The organism is Streptomyces sp. NPDC050423, assembly GCF_040655445.1.
Lineage (GTDB): Bacteria > Actinomycetota > Actinomycetes > Streptomycetales > Streptomycetaceae > Streptomyces.
The window spans coordinates 1-15,655 of record NZ_JBFAJY010000051.1; the positions used below are offsets into that span (position 1 = coordinate 1).

Genomic DNA, 15,655 nt, shown 5'->3' on the forward strand with positions numbered 1-15,655 from the left:
CCCGGGAGAGAAGCAGATGTCCGTATCGGACGAGACCACCACCGTGAGCGACGGCATCCTCCTGTCCGACGCCGCCGTACCGCTGTCGCATACGCGCTCTAGCTGAAGGAGTCACCGCAGGCGCAGGAACCCGACGCGTTCGGGTTGTCGATCGTGAAGCCCTGCTTCTCGATGGTGTCGACGAAGTCGACGGAGGCGCCGCCCAGGTACGGGGCGCTCATCCGGTCGGTGACGACCTTGACGCCGCCGAAGTCCTTCACGACATCGCCGTCGAGCGAGCGCTCGTCGAAGAAGAGCTGGTAGCGCAGGCCCGAGCAGCCGCCGGGCTGGACGGCGACGCGCAGCGCCAGATCGTCACGGCCTTCCTGCTCCAGCAGGCCCTTGACCTTGGCTGCGGCGGCGTCGGACAGGAGGATGCCGTCGCTCACGGTGGTGGTCTCGTCCGATACGGACATCTGCTTCTCTCCCGGGTTGTTCGGAGTCTGCTTGCCGACGTTGCAACCGCCGGAACCGCGGATTCATTCCGGGCCGCGCGCTTGCCTGTTCCATTCATGCTCGCACACCGGCCCCCGGGCGGGTGCGTCACATTGACGTTATCGGCATCGTCAAAGTGACGTGAAGCGGTTATGATAGATAACGTCAATTCGACGAAAAGGCTCCTCGTAGAGAAGCTCCTCGCAGAGAAGAAAGGGTGCGTGACGTGACCACGGCCCACCCCGTCCAGGAACTCGACGTCCAGCCGTCGCCCCTCGCCCTGCTCCTGCTCGGCCGCGACGCCGACCCCAGGAGCGAGCGCGGCGTCGAATGCCCCGGCGACCTGCCCTCCCCGTCCGACCCGGACCTGGTGGAGCGCGCCCGCGCGGCCAAGGAGAAGCTGGGCGAGAAGGTCTTCGTCCTCGGGCACCACTACCAGCGCGACGAGGTCATCCAGTTCGCGGACGTCACCGGTGACTCGTTCAAGCTGGCGCGCGACGCCGCGGCGCGTCCGGAGGCCGAGTACATCGTCTTCTGCGGTGTGCACTTCATGGCCGAGTCCGCGGACATCCTGACCACCGACGCCCAGAAGGTCGTGCTGCCGGACCTGGCGGCGGGCTGCTCGATGGCCGACATGGCCACCGCCGAACAGGTCGCCGAGTGCTGGGACGTACTGACCGACGCCGGGGTGGCCGAGCAGGTCGTGCCCGTCTCGTACATGAACTCCTCCGCCGACATCAAGGCCTTCACGGGCCACCACGGCGGCACGATCTGCACCTCGTCCAATGCGAAGCGGGCGCTGGAGTGGGCCTTCGAGCAGGGTGAGAAGGTGCTCTTCCTCCCCGACCAGCACCTGGGCCGGAACACCGCCGTACGGGACATGGGGATGACCCTGGAGGACTGCGTCCTCTACAACCCGCACAAGCCCAACGGCGGCCTGACCGCCGAGGAGTTGCGCGACGCGAAGATGATCCTGTGGCGCGGGCACTGCTCGGTGCACGGGCGCTTCTCGGTGGAGTCCGTCAACGACGTCCGCGCGCGGATACCCGGCGTCAACGTGCTGGTGCACCCGGAGTGCAAGCACGAGGTCGTGGAGGCGGCGGACTACGTCGGCTCGACGGAGTACATCATCAAGGCCCTGGAGGCGGCCCCGGCCGGCTCCAAGTGGGCGATCGGCACCGAACTGAACCTGGTCCGCCGGCTGGCGAACCGTTTCGCCGCCGAGGACAAGGAGGTCGTCTTCCTCGACAAGACGGTGTGCTTCTGCTCGACGATGAACCGGATCGACCTGCCGCACCTGGTGTGGACGCTGGAGTCACTGGCCGAGGGCAACCTCGTGAACCGGATCGAGGTCGACCCGGAGACGGAGAAGTACGCCAGGCTCGCGCTGGAACGGATGCTGGCGCTCCCGTAGCCCCGGCGCGAAAGCTTCCGTAGCCCCGGCGCGAGAGTCGCCGTAGCCCCGGCCGCGAAAGGCCCCGGGGGCGCCTTCGGGCGCTTCTCCGGGGCCTTTCGCACGGGCAGCGGCGGCCGGCCGATTTCCCCCATATGGCCCCCAGGATGTCCGTACCGTAATTACGCTGCTACTCACCGCAGCGCACATTTCACGGGGGTACGGCGCCACATGACTTCTCGCAGCCGGGTGGACGACCTGGTCGTCGTCGTCCCGGGCATTCTCGGCAGCCGGCTGGCGGACGCGGACGGGCACGAGGTCTGGGGCCTCTCGGGCCGGGCCCTCCTGCGCGGGATCCGTACGTTCGGCCGGTCCGTCAAGGGCCTGGCGCTCCCCCCGGACCTGGGCGACGGGCACCCGGGCGACGGTGTGCGCCCGCTCGGCCCGGTGCGCGACCTGCACGGGCTGCTGGGCATCGGGACGCTCGTGGACGGCTACGACAGCCTCCTGGACTGGCTGGAGCGCCACTTCACGCTGCGCCGCCGGAGAGTGACGGACGAGGCCGACGCCCCCGCCAACCTGATCGCCTTCGCCTACGACTGGCGGCTCTCCTGCCGGTACAACGCGGGCCGGCTGGCCGAGCGGGTGGCGCAGGAGCTCGGCCGCTGGCGGGCCTCGGCACCGGAGCGGGCCGGGGCCCGGGTCGTCTTCGTCTGTCACTCGATGGGCGGGCTGGTCGCCCGCCACTACGTGGAACGGGGCGGCGGCGCGGAGACGACGCGCCGCGTGATCACACTCGGAACGCCGTACCGGGGTTCCCTGGACGCCCTGCTGCATCTGGTCAACGGAGCGGGCCCGGCCTGCTTCGGCCTCACCGCGTTCGCCCGGAGCCTGCCGTCCCTCCACCAGCTCGTCCCCGACTACGCCGCCCTGATCACCGCGCCGGGTGAGCCGCTGCGGTACGCCCGCGAGGTGACCGGCCTGCCCGGGGCCGACGCGGCACTGCTCAAGGACGCCGCCCGCTTCCACGAGGCGCTGCGCGAGTCCGGGGCGGGAACGGCGTACGGAGTGGATTACCTGCCGATCAGCGGGGTGCGCCAGCCGACCCCGACCACCGCCGAGGTCCGGGGCGAGAGGCTGACCGGGCTGCTCACGATCAACGGGACCGACGAGGGCGGCGACGGCCGGGTTCCCCTGCTCTCCAGCGCCCATGCGGGGGCGGCGGGGAGACCCGCGTACACGCCCTGGGAGAGGCACGGCTCGCTCCAGAACAACACAGCGCTGCGCCAGGCCCTCCACAACTGGCTCACCCCGGACCCGCCGTTCCACCGGGGCCCGGAGGCCCCGGACATCCCGCTGGTGGTGGACGCCCCGGACGCGATCACCAGGGGTGAGGTGTACGAACTACGGGCCACGGTCCCGCCGCACATACCGGGCCACGACCGGGTGGCCGTCTTCGCGGCGGCCGAGGGCAGACCGGTGCGGACGCTGGACAACCTGGGCGGGGGCCGGTACGTGGCACGCCTGACCGGGCTGTCGGCGGGGCCGCACCGGGTGCGGGTGAGTACGGGAAACGCGGGTCACGTCGTGATGACCGCGTTGGTTCTGGTGGCGGAGAGCGGGGCGGGCAATGGTGCGTGAGCCGGGTGCGACGGGTGAGTCTGGTGTGGCGAATGAGTCTGGTGGGTCGAGCGTGACGGGCATGGCGGGCATGGCGAGTGAGTTGAGCGTGACGGGCGTGGCGGGAAACGAGCCGGTGGGGACGGCCTTGTGCGTGGTGTGCGAGGAGTACGCCGACCAGCGGAGCTTCCCCCGGCTGACCGGGGCGGTGGCCCAGATGGAGGGGGTCGCCGCACTGCTGGAGGGGCTGGGGATCGCGGCCCACGTGGTGGGCGGCGGGAACCCGTCCTGGGCGGTCTTCGACGAGTCCTTCACCGCCTGGAGCGAGGGGTGGCAGAAGACGGGGGCGGCAAAGCCCGCGATCATCGTCTGGTCGGGGCACGGCGTACTGATCGACGACGAACTGCGCCTCGCGCTCTGCGACCTGGATCTCGACGTCGAGCAGGTGACGCGTGACGCACGCGCCTTCAGGCGGGGCATCTCGGCCGAGACGCTGGTCAATGACGCGGTGGCGTCGGGCGCCGACCAGATCCTGGTGATCATCGACACCTGCCACGCGGGCGACGCGGTGGGCCGGGGCCTGGAGAAGACCCTGCGGCGCTGGGCGACCACCTCCGCACCGCCCGGCCGGGCCAAGTGGTTCGGCATCATGGCGGCCTGCCGGCGCGACGAGACGTCGGACGGCAGCGGCCCGCTCCTCACCGCGTTGGCCGAGGTGCTCAGGGCCGGCCCCGCCACCCCCGAGTACCGCTCGGCCTGGAGCGCCCACAACGAGCTGGTCAGCGGCCCGGACCTGCTGGCCGCGCTCGGTGAGCGGTGGCGCGGCGAGGGCCAGACACCGGTGCCCGCCGCCCTCGGCACCGGGCGGCCGGTCTTCCCGAACCCGCGCCATGTACCCAGGGCCCCCGCCCGGCTGGTGGAGCACCTGGTGCTCGCGGCGCGCGGGGCCGGCTACCGCGAGGAGGGCTGGTTCTTCACGGGCCGCAGGGAGGTGCTGGGCCGGATCACCACCTGGCTGGAGGCGGACACGGCCGGGCTCTTCCTGGTGACCGGCCCGGCGGGCTGCGGCAAGTCGGCCGTGCTGGGCCGGATCGCGACGCTCTCCGATCCCGTGCGGCGCGCGGAGACCGAGGCGCACGGGGGCCTGTGCGAGGACGACCCGGACCCGGGCCCGCGCCCCGGCCGCTCCTCCCTCGCCTCCGTACATCTGCGGGGCCTGAGCCCGCTCCAGGCTGCCTCGGAGCTGGCCCGGCAGCTCGGACTGCCGGAACCCCGCAACGCCGACGACTTCCGGGGCGAGCTCCGCGAGTTGTCCCCGCAGCCGGTGCTGGTGCTCGACGGGCTGGACGAGGTACCGGCCGAGCACCTCCGCGCCATGATCGAGGACCTGGTCTTCCCGCTGAGCCGCACGAGCCCGGTCCTGCTCGGCTCCCGCGACCGCGCGTTCCGCAGCCATGTCGAGGAGGACGGGCGGGGTGACGAGACCCTGCCGGACGCCCTGGCCCGGCTGATCGGTGCGGGTGTCACCACGGCGGATCTGGAGCGGGAACCGCACACGCAGGAGGACATCGCCGAGTACGTGTTCCGCCGGTGCGTGGCGGCCGGTGTGCCGGAGGGCCGGGCGCGGGAGGCGGGCGGGGCGGTAGCGGCCCGCGCCACGAAGGTGGGTGGTGCGTTCCTCTTCGCGCGGCTGGTGACGGGCTCGCTGCTGGCGGGGGCGTCCGGTGGTGCCGACGAGGACCAGTGGCTGTCCGGTCTGCCCGGCTCCATCGAGGCCGCGTTCGAGGGGGACCTGCTGGCTGGGCCGGTACGGGTACGGGCGGACGGCACCGAACTGCCGTCCGCCGCCCGGGACCTGCTGACCGCGCTGGCGTGGACAGTGGGGCGTGGGATGCCCGCCGGGGGCGTGTGGGAGGAGGTCGCCGGGGCGCTGGGCGGCGATGACGCGTCGTACGACGAGGAGGACGTGGACTGGCTGCTGTCCGCGTACGGCCGCTACATCGTGGAGGACGTGGAGGACGGGCAGGCGGTGTACCGGCTGTACCACCGCGAGTTCGTGACACATCTCGCGGGCCGGGAGGGGCCGGGGGGCGCCGAGGCCGGAGAGGTGGCGTTGGCCGCGCTGATCGCGCACGTGGAGCGGCGGGCGTTGGGCGGCGACCTGGGTACGGTCGATCCGTACGTGGTGCGGGCACTGGCGCGGCACGCGGCGCGGGCGGGCGCACCGGGGGTCGGGATGCTGCGGGGGCTGGTGGTGCGGGGCGGACCGAGCGCGACGCCGTTCCTCGCCCAGGCGTTGCACGGCTTCTCCCGGCGGCTCGCGGCGGAGGGGGACCCCGACGGTGCGCTGGGCGCGGCGCGGGAGGCGCTCACCCTGTACAGGGAGTTGGACCAGGCCTCTCCCGGGGCCTTCAGGACGGCGCTGGTACGCACGCTCGTCAACGTCGCCAACCGGTACGCCGACACCGGCGACCGTGAGGGGGCGCTGCCGCCGGCGCGCGAAGCGGTCGAGCTCCAACGGGATCTCGCCGACGCGGGAGGAAGCGCGTCCCTCCCCGACCTGGCTCTCGCCCTCGGCTCCCTCGGCCGGCGCGTCCACGACATCGGTGACCGCGAGGGGGCACTCGCACTCACGCGGGAATCCGTCGCCATCTACCGGCAGCTCGCCGCACGGACTCCCACGGCGTTCCGCCCCGGCCTCGCCGTCGCGCTGAACAACCTGGCTGTGCATCTCGCAACCGTCGGGGAACGCCGGGCCGCCGTACCGGCCGCGCAGGAGGCGGTGGACATCCACCTGGAGCTCGCCGCGTCGCACCCCGGTGAGTTCCTGCCCCCTCTGGCCAACGCGCTGACCAATCTGGCCAGCAGCCTCAAGGTCATCAAGAGCCACGCGGAGGCGCTTCCTCACGCGGAGGCAGCGGTCCGGGCCAACCGGAGGGTGGCCGAACGCCACCCCACCGTCCTGCGGTCCGCCCTGGCCGGCTCCCTGACCAATCTGTCCGTGCACCGCGAGGACGTCGGTGACCTCGCGGGCTGCCTCGCGCCCGCGCGGGAGGCGGTGGAGATCTGCCGGGAACTCGTCGCACGTCATCCGGCCGCCTTCCAGCCGGAGCTGGCACGCGCCCTCGACAACCTGGCGGACAGGTTCTCCGCCACCGGGGACCACGAGGGCGCGCTCACTCCGGCGCAGGATGCCGCGCGCATGTACGCCGAGCTCGCTTCGCGGCACCCGGACGCCTTCCAGCCGGAGCTCGCCCGGTCCCTGACCTCCTTGGCCAACAAGACGGCCGCGGCGGGAGACCGGGCGACAGCGGTGCTGTTCGCCCGCGAGGCCGTACGCATCCAGCGCGAACTGACTCAGAGCCGGCCGACAGCGTCCCTCCCGGGCCTTGCCGCGATGCTCGGCAACCTCGCGATGCACCTCGTCTCCGCCGGTGACTCCGGGACAGCCCTGCTCCACGCCGAGGAGGCGACCGGCATCTACCGGCGCCTCGCCGCCGAGGATCCGAGCGCCTTCCTCCCGGAGTTCGCCACGGCCCTCAACAACCTCGGCAACCACCGCCTGACCCTGGGCGACGTTTCCGGGGCGCTCGCATCGGGCCGGGAAGCCGTCGCCATCCGCCGCGCACTCGCCGCACAACAGCCCGCCGTCTACCGGCAGGATCTGGCGACGTCACTCACCAATCTGGCCGCTTCCCTGAACAGGGCCGGAGACCCGGCTGCGGGACTGCGAGCCTCGGAGGAAAGTGTCGCTCTCCACCGTGAACTCGCCGAACGGCAGCCAGCCTTCCGCTTCGCCCTCGCGTGCGCACTCGGCAATCTGGCACAGAGCCTCGCCGGCACCGGCACCCCGGAGGAAGCCCTCGTGCCGGCCGAGGAGGGCGTCCGTCTCCTGCGTGGACTCGTCGACGAACTCAGCAGCGCCCACCTTCCCGATCTGGCCCTCGCCCTCCAGAATTACAGCAAGCACCTGGGGCGGAACCAGGACGCCGAAGGAGCCGTGAGCGCGGCGGAGGAGGCGGTCGTCGCCTACCGAACGCTGGCGCTGGAGAACCCCGGTGCCTTCGAAGGGGACCTGGTCTCCGCTCTCGCCAACCTGGCCCAGGCACTCGTCCGCACCGACGAACACGCGTCCGCGATCCGGCAATTCGACGAGGCCGTGGCGGAGTTCGCCTCCGCCCACCCCGCGACCGCCCGGCGCCTGCGTGTCGAGCGGAGCATCTTCCTGCTGGACTGTCCCGATCCCCAGGCCTCGACCGGCGTACGCGAACTCGTGGCCCTTCTCGACGGGGAATCCGCGCCGGACGACGGCGCGGACATCGTGACCGTACGGGCCCGGCGGGCACTTCGCGCCTTCAGTGACGCCGAGACCGTACGCACGGTGTGGGAAGAGGCGACCCTCGCCCCCGCACCGGCCTGGCTCGACCTGTCGCCGGAGACTCTGGCCCTCGTCAGTTCCTGGATGTTCGCGGCCACCTGGCCCGAGTCACGCGATGTCTGGTCCCGGAACGCGGAAGTGCTCGGCGGCGAGGAGACAGCGAAAGCTCTCGAAGAACTGGCGCTCCTGGATGCCCCCACCGCTCAGCAACATGCCGCGCTCCGCGAGGCCGTCCTCGTCCACGGCGTGACCGCCGCGTACGATCCGCTGATCCTCGCGGAGCAGCTGGCGGAGTGGGTGGACTGCGCCGACTGGGCGGAGTCACGGGCGTTCCTCCAGGACCACCCCCGCATCCTCCGCGCCCAGCCGTCCGAGGCCACCCCGCTCGCGCACGTCGCCGTCCTCGATGTCGCCCGCACCGAGGGACTGGACGCCGCGTACCGCCTCGTCGAGGACCGCGGCGCCCTCCAGGCCTACGTGGAACGCGCGTTGGCGGCCGGGGACGGCAACGCGCTGATGCACGCGGCGGCCGTGGAGGGGCAGGTCTTCGACGACAAGCTGTCCTCCCTCACCCACGCCCAGGCGGGCATGGTGCTCTCCGGGGCGGTCGAGGGCGTCGAGCCGGAGGATCTGGCCACGCTCCTGCCCCGGGCACGGGAGGAGATCCGGGTGCGGCTGCTGAGGGAGATCTGCGCCCTCAGCGTCCGCCACGCCCACCCGCACGGCGAGACATGGCTCCGGATCGTCCAGGCCCTCAGCGGAATCGGGGCCGCCTGACGCGTACCACCCGGCCCGGCTCGCCCCGTCAGCCGGCGCCCTCACCGTTCGCCAACCGCCCGCCCCGGCTCGCCGCGATCCGCAGGGTGTCCCCCAGCGACTCGGCGAGCCGGACGCCCGCGAACCGTAGCTCCCGCTCTCCCACCACGGTCTCCGCGAGCACCTCACGGGCCTCATCTAGTACGTATTCGGCCGAGGCGATCAGGTCGGCCTCGATCTCGTCGGCCAGCCGGGAGACGGGGCCGCCGGGGCTCGCCGTGCTGAGCCAGCACGGCCCGCCCTGGTCGTTGGTCCACGGGAGCAGTCGCAGGGCCTGGCCCTTCGCATCGAACATCATGTCGATCGCCACCTTCGGAGAAGGCCCTCTGGTGCGCCGCACGAGAGGACGGTTACGGTGTGTGCCGCAATCGTCGCCCTGGGGAACCTCACGCCAACAGGGCGCCGCTGTCCCGTCCTTGGGAACGGAACGCACGAAAGGCACGCACCGTGACGTTCAAACCCCAGCCCCTGACCCCCTATCTGTCCGCCCGCCACTACTTCGGTTCCGAGCAGCGCCGCCACCGCGAGCGGGCGGGTCTGTCGCTCGTGCAGCTCGCGGACATCGTGAACTCCAGCAAGAGCGCGCTGGCCAGGATCGAGACGGCCGACCTGATGCCACCACCGGACATCCCCAACCGGCTGGACATGGCCTTCGGGACGGACGACCACTTCCACGGGCTCTACGAGCTCGCCCGGCGCGAGATCCATCCCGACCAGTACAAGCGGTACATGGACTTCGAGTTCCGTGCCGAAGTGATAGAGCAGTACGGGGCGCAGGCGCTGCCGGGGCTGTTGCAGACCGAGGAGTACGCGCGGGAGTTACTCCGCTGCCGGGATGACCTCAGCTCCGAACAGGTCGAGGAACGCGTCACAGCGCGAATGTCCCGCCAGGTACGGCTGCGGTCGGACGATCCGCCGTTCCGCTGGGCGATCATCGACGAGAGTGTGCTGCTACGGCCGTTGGGGAGCCCGGCCTGCATGCGTGAGCAACTGGCCTCACTACTGGGGCAGGTGGACACGCCGAACAGTAAGGTTCAAGTGATGCCGTTCAGCGCTGGGCTCCACCGGCTGCTGGGCGGCGCGCTGACTCTGCTGACCCTGCCGGACGGCACCTGGGTGGCGTACGAGGAGGGCTTCGAGGCCGGTCATCTCTACGAGGACCCGGCCGCAGTGAAGAAGTGGCGGCGGCAGTACGAGGTGCTGCGGGCCAACTCCCTCACGCTGGACGAGTCGGCGGAACGAATCAGGACCGCGATGGAAGGTTACCGACCATGACCCACTCCCCCGAGCTGAGCACCGCCCACTGGCGCAGCAGCAGCTACAGCAACGCGAACGGCGGCGAATGCGTGGAGGTCAGCGACGACTTCCCCGGCGTCGTCCCTGTACGCGACAGCAAGAACCCCACCGGCCCGGCACTCGTCGTCCAGGCCGCGTCCTGGGGCGCGTTCGTCTCCTCACTCAAGTAACGACGGCTCGGGCAGCACGCCGAAGCCGGCCAGGAAGAAAACGAGAGGGCCCTGTCCCACGCACCCGCGTGGGACAGGGCCCTCTCGTTCGGTCAGGCCTTCGCGGGCTCTGCCTCGCGGACCTCGTCGGTCTCGGACTGAGCCGGCACGCCCGCCTTCGCGGCGCGCTTGTCGGCCTTCTTCTTCGCGCGGCGCTCCTTGCGGAGCTCCACCATCGCGTACAGCGTCGGCACCAGGAGCAGCGTCAGCAGCGTCGAGGTGACCAGACCGCCGATGACCACGACGGCCAGCGGCTGCGAGATGAAGCCGCCCTCGCCGGTGACGCCGAGCGCCATCGGGAGGAGGGCGAAGATGGTCGCCAGGGCCGTCATCAGGATCGGGCGCAGACGGTGGCGTCCACCCTCGACGACCGCCTCGACGACGCCCATGCCCTGCGTCCGGTACTGGTTGATCAGGTCGATCAGCACGATTGCGTTGGTCACCACGATGCCGATGAGCATCAGCATGCCGATCATCGCGGGGACCCCCAGCGGGGTGCCGGTGATGAGGAGCAGGCCGATCGCTCCGGTCGCCGCGAACGGGATGGAGACCAGCAGGATCAGCGGCTGGACGAGCGACCGGAAGGTCGCGACCAGCAGCATGAAGACGATCGCGATGGCCGCCAGCATGGCCAGGCCCAGCTTGACGAAGGCGTCGTCCTGGTCCTGGGAGACACCGCCGATGGTGGCGGTGGCGCCGTCCGGGAGGTCCAGGGCGTCGATCTTCTTCTGGAGCGAGGTGCCGACCGCGCCGGTGTTGTCACCGACGGGCTTGGCGGTGATCGTCGCGGCGCGCTGGCCGTCGATCCTGGTCATGGAGACCGGTCCGGGGACCAGCTTCACATCGGCGATGGTGCCGAGCTTGACCCCGCCGAGCGGGAGCTTCTTCAGCTCCTCCATCGTGGTGGCCGGGTGGGCGGACTTGATGACGACGTCGCGCTCGGTGTCGTCCATGATCGCCTTGCCGGACTGGGTGCCCTGCACCGCACCGGCGACGGCCGCGCCCAGGGTGGCCTGGCTGAAGCCGTGGTCGGCGGCCTTGGCGTTGGCCTTGACCGAGATCCGCGGGATGCTCTGTGCCAGGTCGCTCTGGACGTCGGTGACGTCCTTGAGCTTGGCCACCTCGGCCCGTACTTCTTCGGACGCCTTGCGCAGGGTGTCCCCGTCGGCGGACTTGACCACGACGCTCAGGTCCTGGCTGCCGAAGCCGTCGCCCGCGGCGATGGTGGTGTCACCGATGCCGTCGAGCTTGCCCAGCGCCTCGTCGATGCGCTTCTCGGTGGCGTCGTAGTCGGCCGAGTCCTTCAGGGTGACCTGGTAGGAGGCCTGGTTGGCGCCGGAGCTGCCGCCGAAGGCCGCCATGAAGCCGGACGAACCGACGGTGACCTGGTACTCCTTGACGCCCTCGTCGCTGCCGAGGAGCTTCTCGACCTTCTTGGCCGCCTCGTCGGCGGCCGCCAGGCTGGTGCCCGGGGTGAGCTCCTGCTTGATGGACAGGACTTCCTGCTCGCCCTGGTCGAAGAAGTTGGTCTTGAGCAGCGGGACCATGCCGAAGGTACCGAACAGCACGGCGACGGCGATGACGATGCTGGTGATGCGGCGCCGGGTCGCGAAGCGCAGCACCGGGACGTAGAGCCGCTGGAGCTTGCTGCGGGCTTCCTTCTCCTCGGCCTCGCGACGTGCCTTGCCCGGGTCCTCGGCGCTGCCCTCGGGGGCGCGCAGGAACCAGAAGGACAGGACGGGGACGACGGTCAGCGAGACCAGCAGGGATGCCAGCAGGGCCGCGGTGATGGTCAGGGAGAACGAGCCGAAGAGCTCGCCGACCATGCCGCCGACCAGACCGATCGGCAGGAAGACCGCGACCGTGGTGAGGGTCGAGGAGGTGACCGCGCCGGCCACTTCCTTCACCGCGGTGATGATGGCGGACTGGCGCTCCTCGCCGTAGCCGAGGTGGCGCTTGATGTTCTCCAGTACGACGATCGAGTCGTCGACGACCCGGCCGATCGCGATGGTCAGCGCGCCCAGGGTGAGCATGTTGAGCGAGAGGTCACGGGTCCAGAGCACGATCAGCGCGAGGACCACGGAGAGCGGGATGGAGACCGCGGTGACCAGGGTCGAGCGGAGCGAGCCCAGGAAGACCAGGATCACGATGACCGCGAAGAGCAGGCCGAGCGCGCCCTCTGTGGTCAGGCCCGAGATGGCCTTGGAGACCGCGGGGCCCTGGTCGGACACGACGGTCAGCTCGGCGCCGGCGCCGAGGTCCTTGCGCAGGTCCGGGAGCTTGTCCTTGACCGCGTCCGAGATGGCGACGGCGCTGCCGTCCTTGTCCATCGTGGCCATGACGGCGAGGCTCGGCTTGCCGTTCGTACGGGTGATGGAGACCGCGGTGGAGGGCTCCTGCTTCACCGTCGCGATGTCACCGACCCGGACAGGATCGCCGGGCTTGCCCGTCGCCGGGTCCTGACCGGTGACGCGCAGGTCCTCGATCTGCTTCAGGGAGGTGAAGGCGCCACCGACCTGGACGGTGCGGCTCTTGCCGGACTCGGAGAAGGAACCCGCCGGGACGGTCGCGCCGCCCGCCTGGAGTGCCTGGGAGAGTGAGGTCGCGTTCAGGCCGGCGTCCGCGAGCTTCGCGTCGTCGGGGGTGATGGAGACCTGGAGGTCCTGCACACCGTCGACGGACACCTGGCCGACGCCGTCGATGCCCTCCAGTGCGGGGACGACGGTGCGGTCCAGCTGGTCGGCGAGCGCCTGCTGGTCCTTGCCGGAGGTGACGGCGAGGACGACGGTCGGGATGTCGTCCGTCGAGCCGGCGATGACCTGCGGGTCAACGCTGTCGGGCAGCTGGACGCGGGCGCGGTTCACCGCCTGCTGGATGTCCGCGACGAGCTGCTTGGTGCCCTCGTCGCCGAAGTCGAAGGACGCCATGATGACGGCGTTGCCCTCGCTGGCGGTCGAGGTGATTCCGGTGACACCGTCGACGGACTTGATCGAGTTCTCGAGCGGTTCGACGACCTGCTTCTCGACCACATCGGGGGACGCGCCCTGGTAGGGGGCGAGCACCGACACCATCGGGAGTTCGATGGTGGGCAGGAGCTGCTGCTTGAGCTGCGGGATCGCGATGGCTCCGAATACGAGCGCGACGATCGAGATCAGCCCGATCAGGGCCCTTTGCGCGAGGCTGAATCTGGACAGCCAGGACATGGGTTAGGTCTCTCTTCTGTGGCTTACGCGGCAGGTGGGCGGGTAACACGGGGACAGACCCGGCCCACTTATACGATCTCCTACCGCGCGAGCCGAAAGCGTCAATCCCAGGTCGCTTTCTTATCCCGCGCATACCGCAGCTGGAGTACGCCGCGTCTGCACCCTCACTCCACCCTGGGGCGGACAAGACCCGATTCGTAGGCTATTACCACCAATTGGGCCCGGTCGCGGGCTCCCAGCTTCGCCATCGCCCTGTTCACATGGGTCTTCACGGTGAGCGGGCTGACCACCAGGCGCTCGGCGATCTCGTCGTTGGAGAGCCCGCCCGCGACCAGGACCAGCACCTCCCGCTCCCGCGTGGTGAGGGCCGCGAGGCGCTCGGAGTACTCCGCCGCACCCGGCCCCTCGCCGTCCGAACCGCCGCCCTGCGCGAGGAACGTGGCGATCAGCCCCTTGGTCGCGGCCGGCGAGAGCAGCGCCTCGCCTCCCGCGGCGATGCGGATGGCGTTGAGGAGCTCGTCCGGTTCCGCGCCCTTGCCCAGGAAGCCCGAGGCGCCGGCCCGCAGCGACTGCACCACGTACTCGTCCACCTCGAAGGTGGTGAGCATGACCACGTGCACGCCCGCGAGATCCGGGTCGGCGCTGATCATCCGGGTCGCGGTGAGCCCGTCCGTACCGGGCATCCTGATGTCCATCAGCACCACGTCGGCGCGCGTCGAGCGGGCCAGTTCCACCGCCTGCGCGCCGTCCGCCGCCTCGCCGACCACCTGCATGTCGGGCTCCGAGTCGACCAGCACCCGGAACGCGCTGCGCAGCAGCGCCTGGTCGTCGACGAGCAGGACCTTGATGGCCGGTGTCATGCGTTCTCCCCCGTCCGGCCCACCACGTCCGGTTGCTCCGACTGCTGCGGGAGGGCCTTGACGGGCAGGATCGCATGGACGCGGAAACCGCCGCCGTAACGGGGTCCGGCGGTGAGGGTGCCGCCCAGGGCCGTGACCCGTTCCCGCATGCCGAGCAGTCCGTGGCCGCCCCCGTCACCGTCGCCGCCCGGGTTCCCGCGGCCGTTGTCGAGCACCATGACCTCGGCCGTGGCCCCGACCCGTACGACACTCACCTCGGCCTTCGCGCCGGGGCCCGCGTGCTTGCGCACATTGGTCAGCGCCTCCTGGATCACCCGGTACGCGGCCAGGTCCACGGCGGCGGGCAGCGGCCGGCCGTGCCCCGTCGCGCAGGCCACCTCGACGGGCAGCCCGGCCCGCCGCACGGTCTTCACGAGCTCGTCGAGGACGGCGAGGCCGGGGGCGGGTTCGGTCGGGGCCTCGGGGTCGCCGGACTGGCGCAGCAGCCCGACGGTGGCCCGGAGTTCGTTGAGCGCGGAGCGGCTGGCCTCGCGGACGTGGGCGAGCGCCTGCTTGGCCTGGTCGGGGCGCTTGTCCATGACGTGGGCGGCGACCCCGGCCTGCACGTTGACCAGGGCGATGTGGTGGGCGACGACGTCGTGCAGATCGCGGGCGATCCGCAGCCGTTCCTCGGCCACCCTTCGCCGGGCCTCCTCCTCGCGCGTCCGCTCGGCCCGTTCGGCGCGCTCCCGGATCGCGTCGACGAACGCGCGCCGGGAACGCACCGCGTCGCCGGCGGCGCCCGCCATGCCGGTCCAGGCGAAGACGCCGAAGTTCTCCTGGCTGTACCAGGGCGCCGACCCGAAGAGCATCGCGGCGGCGGTGAGCGCGGCCATTGTGAGCAGCCCGACCCGCCAGGTGGTCGGGCGGTCGGTGCGGGCGGCGATGGTGTACAGCGCGATGACCACGCTCATCACCACCGGGGACGGCGGGTCCACCATCACCAGTTCGATGACCGTCAGCCCGCCGGTGGCGACGAGTACGCCCATCGGGTGGCGGCGCCGCCACACCAGCGCGAGGGCGCCGAGCACCATCAGGAGCACGCTGCTCACGGCCGGTGTGCGGGTGCCGAAGGTGGGTCCGCTGTGCGAGCCGGGAGCAGCGAACGAGCCGACGATCATGGAGGCGAGCACGCCCAGGGCGAGTGCTCCGTCCAGCGCGAGCGGATGGTCGCGCAGCCAGTGCCGGACGCGCAGAACGCCGGTTCCGAGGGTGGTCACGTCAAGCTACGTTACGGCGTGTCGCGCGGGAATCGGTCCGGCCGGCGGCAAGCGGGCCCCGCTGCGTACGGCGGGGCGCCCCGCCGTACGCACGACTGTGCCCCGCGTCCGGCGGGGCACAGTGGTGCGGGTGCTGGAGCTGCCGGT

General features: G+C 71.2%; 10 protein-coding genes. 5 read left to right on the forward strand and 5 right to left on the reverse strand.

All coding sequences use genetic code 11. The annotated features are described in order from the left end of the window. Positions 1-98: 98 nt before the first annotated feature. A complete protein-coding gene (locus tag AB0I52_RS29295; RefSeq protein ID WP_362953476.1) occupies positions 99-455 on the reverse strand; it encodes an iron-sulfur cluster assembly accessory protein in 357 nt (118 codons plus the stop codon). 236 nt (positions 456-691) lie between these two features. Between AB0I52_RS29295 and nadA the strand changes: the two genes are divergently transcribed. The 3 genes from nadA to AB0I52_RS29310 all read left to right on the forward strand — a co-directional run bounded on the left by nadA (position 692) and on the right by AB0I52_RS29310 (position 8,642). After that, positions 692-1,888: a quinolinate synthase NadA gene (gene nadA, locus AB0I52_RS29300; protein ID WP_363077661.1), complete on the forward strand. Its 1,197-nt coding sequence runs from the start codon at positions 692-694 to the stop codon at positions 1,886-1,888. Between the two features lie 210 nt (positions 1,889-2,098). After that, positions 2,099-3,508 (forward strand): hypothetical protein, encoded by a 1,410-nt coding sequence (locus AB0I52_RS29305; protein ID WP_363077663.1) that lies wholly within the window; start codon positions 2,099-2,101, stop codon positions 3,506-3,508. A 97-nt stretch (positions 3,509-3,605) separates the two neighbouring features. Further along, a complete protein-coding gene (locus AB0I52_RS29310) occupies positions 3,606-8,642 on the forward strand; it encodes a tetratricopeptide repeat protein (protein WP_363077665.1) in 5,037 nt (1,678 codons plus the stop codon). A 28-nt stretch (positions 8,643-8,670) separates the two neighbouring features. Here AB0I52_RS29310 and AB0I52_RS29315 read toward each other — a convergent pair whose 3' ends face one another. Then, positions 8,671-8,979, reverse strand: a complete 309-nt coding sequence (locus tag AB0I52_RS29315; RefSeq protein WP_363077667.1) for a hypothetical protein — start codon at positions 8,977-8,979, stop codon at positions 8,671-8,673. Between the two features lie 149 nt (positions 8,980-9,128). Between AB0I52_RS29315 and AB0I52_RS29320 the strand changes: the two genes are divergently transcribed. Then, positions 9,129-9,956: a helix-turn-helix transcriptional regulator gene (locus tag AB0I52_RS29320; RefSeq protein WP_363077669.1), complete on the forward strand. Its 828-nt coding sequence runs from the start codon at positions 9,129-9,131 to the stop codon at positions 9,954-9,956. Then, positions 9,953-10,147: a DUF397 domain-containing protein gene (locus AB0I52_RS29325; protein WP_363077671.1), complete on the forward strand. Its 195-nt coding sequence runs from the start codon at positions 9,953-9,955 to the stop codon at positions 10,145-10,147. Before AB0I52_RS29320 ends, AB0I52_RS29325 begins: the two co-directional genes overlap by 4 nt. A 92-nt stretch (positions 10,148-10,239) precedes the next feature. On the opposite strand, the gene AB0I52_RS29330 is transcribed toward AB0I52_RS29325, so the two are convergent. The 3 genes from AB0I52_RS29330 to AB0I52_RS29340 form a co-directional block, all read right to left on the reverse strand. Beyond that, positions 10,240-13,389, reverse strand: a complete 3,150-nt coding sequence (locus tag AB0I52_RS29330) for an efflux RND transporter permease subunit (RefSeq protein WP_363077673.1) — start codon at positions 13,387-13,389, stop codon at positions 10,240-10,242. A gap of 164 nt (positions 13,390-13,553) precedes the next feature. Further along, positions 13,554-14,249: a response regulator transcription factor gene (locus AB0I52_RS29335; protein WP_363077675.1), complete on the reverse strand. Its 696-nt coding sequence runs from the start codon at positions 14,247-14,249 to the stop codon at positions 13,554-13,556. Next, a complete protein-coding gene (locus AB0I52_RS29340; protein ID WP_363077677.1) occupies positions 14,246-15,508 on the reverse strand; it encodes a histidine kinase in 1,263 nt (420 codons plus the stop codon). The genes AB0I52_RS29335 and AB0I52_RS29340 overlap by 4 nt, the downstream gene beginning before the upstream one ends. Between the last annotated feature and the right edge of the window lie 147 nt (positions 15,509-15,655).

What these genes read in the sequence shown, in the direction of transcription:
- AB0I52_RS29295 (WP_362953476.1), bottom strand. Translation starts at nt 455, where the DNA reads ATGTCCGTATCGGACGAGACCACCACCGTGAGCGACGGCATCCTCCTG.
- AB0I52_RS29305 (WP_363077663.1), top strand. Translation starts at nt 2,099, where the DNA reads ATGACTTCTCGCAGCCGGGTGGACGACCTGGTCGTCGTCGTCCCGGGC.
- AB0I52_RS29315 (WP_363077667.1), bottom strand. Translation starts at nt 8,979, where the DNA reads ATGATGTTCGATGCGAAGGGCCAGGCCCTGCGACTGCTCCCGTGGACC.
- AB0I52_RS29325 (WP_363077671.1), top strand. Translation starts at nt 9,953, where the DNA reads ATGACCCACTCCCCCGAGCTGAGCACCGCCCACTGGCGCAGCAGCAGC.
- AB0I52_RS29330 (WP_363077673.1), bottom strand. Translation starts at nt 13,389, where the DNA reads ATGTCCTGGCTGTCCAGATTCAGCCTCGCGCAAAGGGCCCTGATCGGG.
- AB0I52_RS29335 (WP_363077675.1), bottom strand. Translation starts at nt 14,249, where the DNA reads ATGACACCGGCCATCAAGGTCCTGCTCGTCGACGACCAGGCGCTGCTG.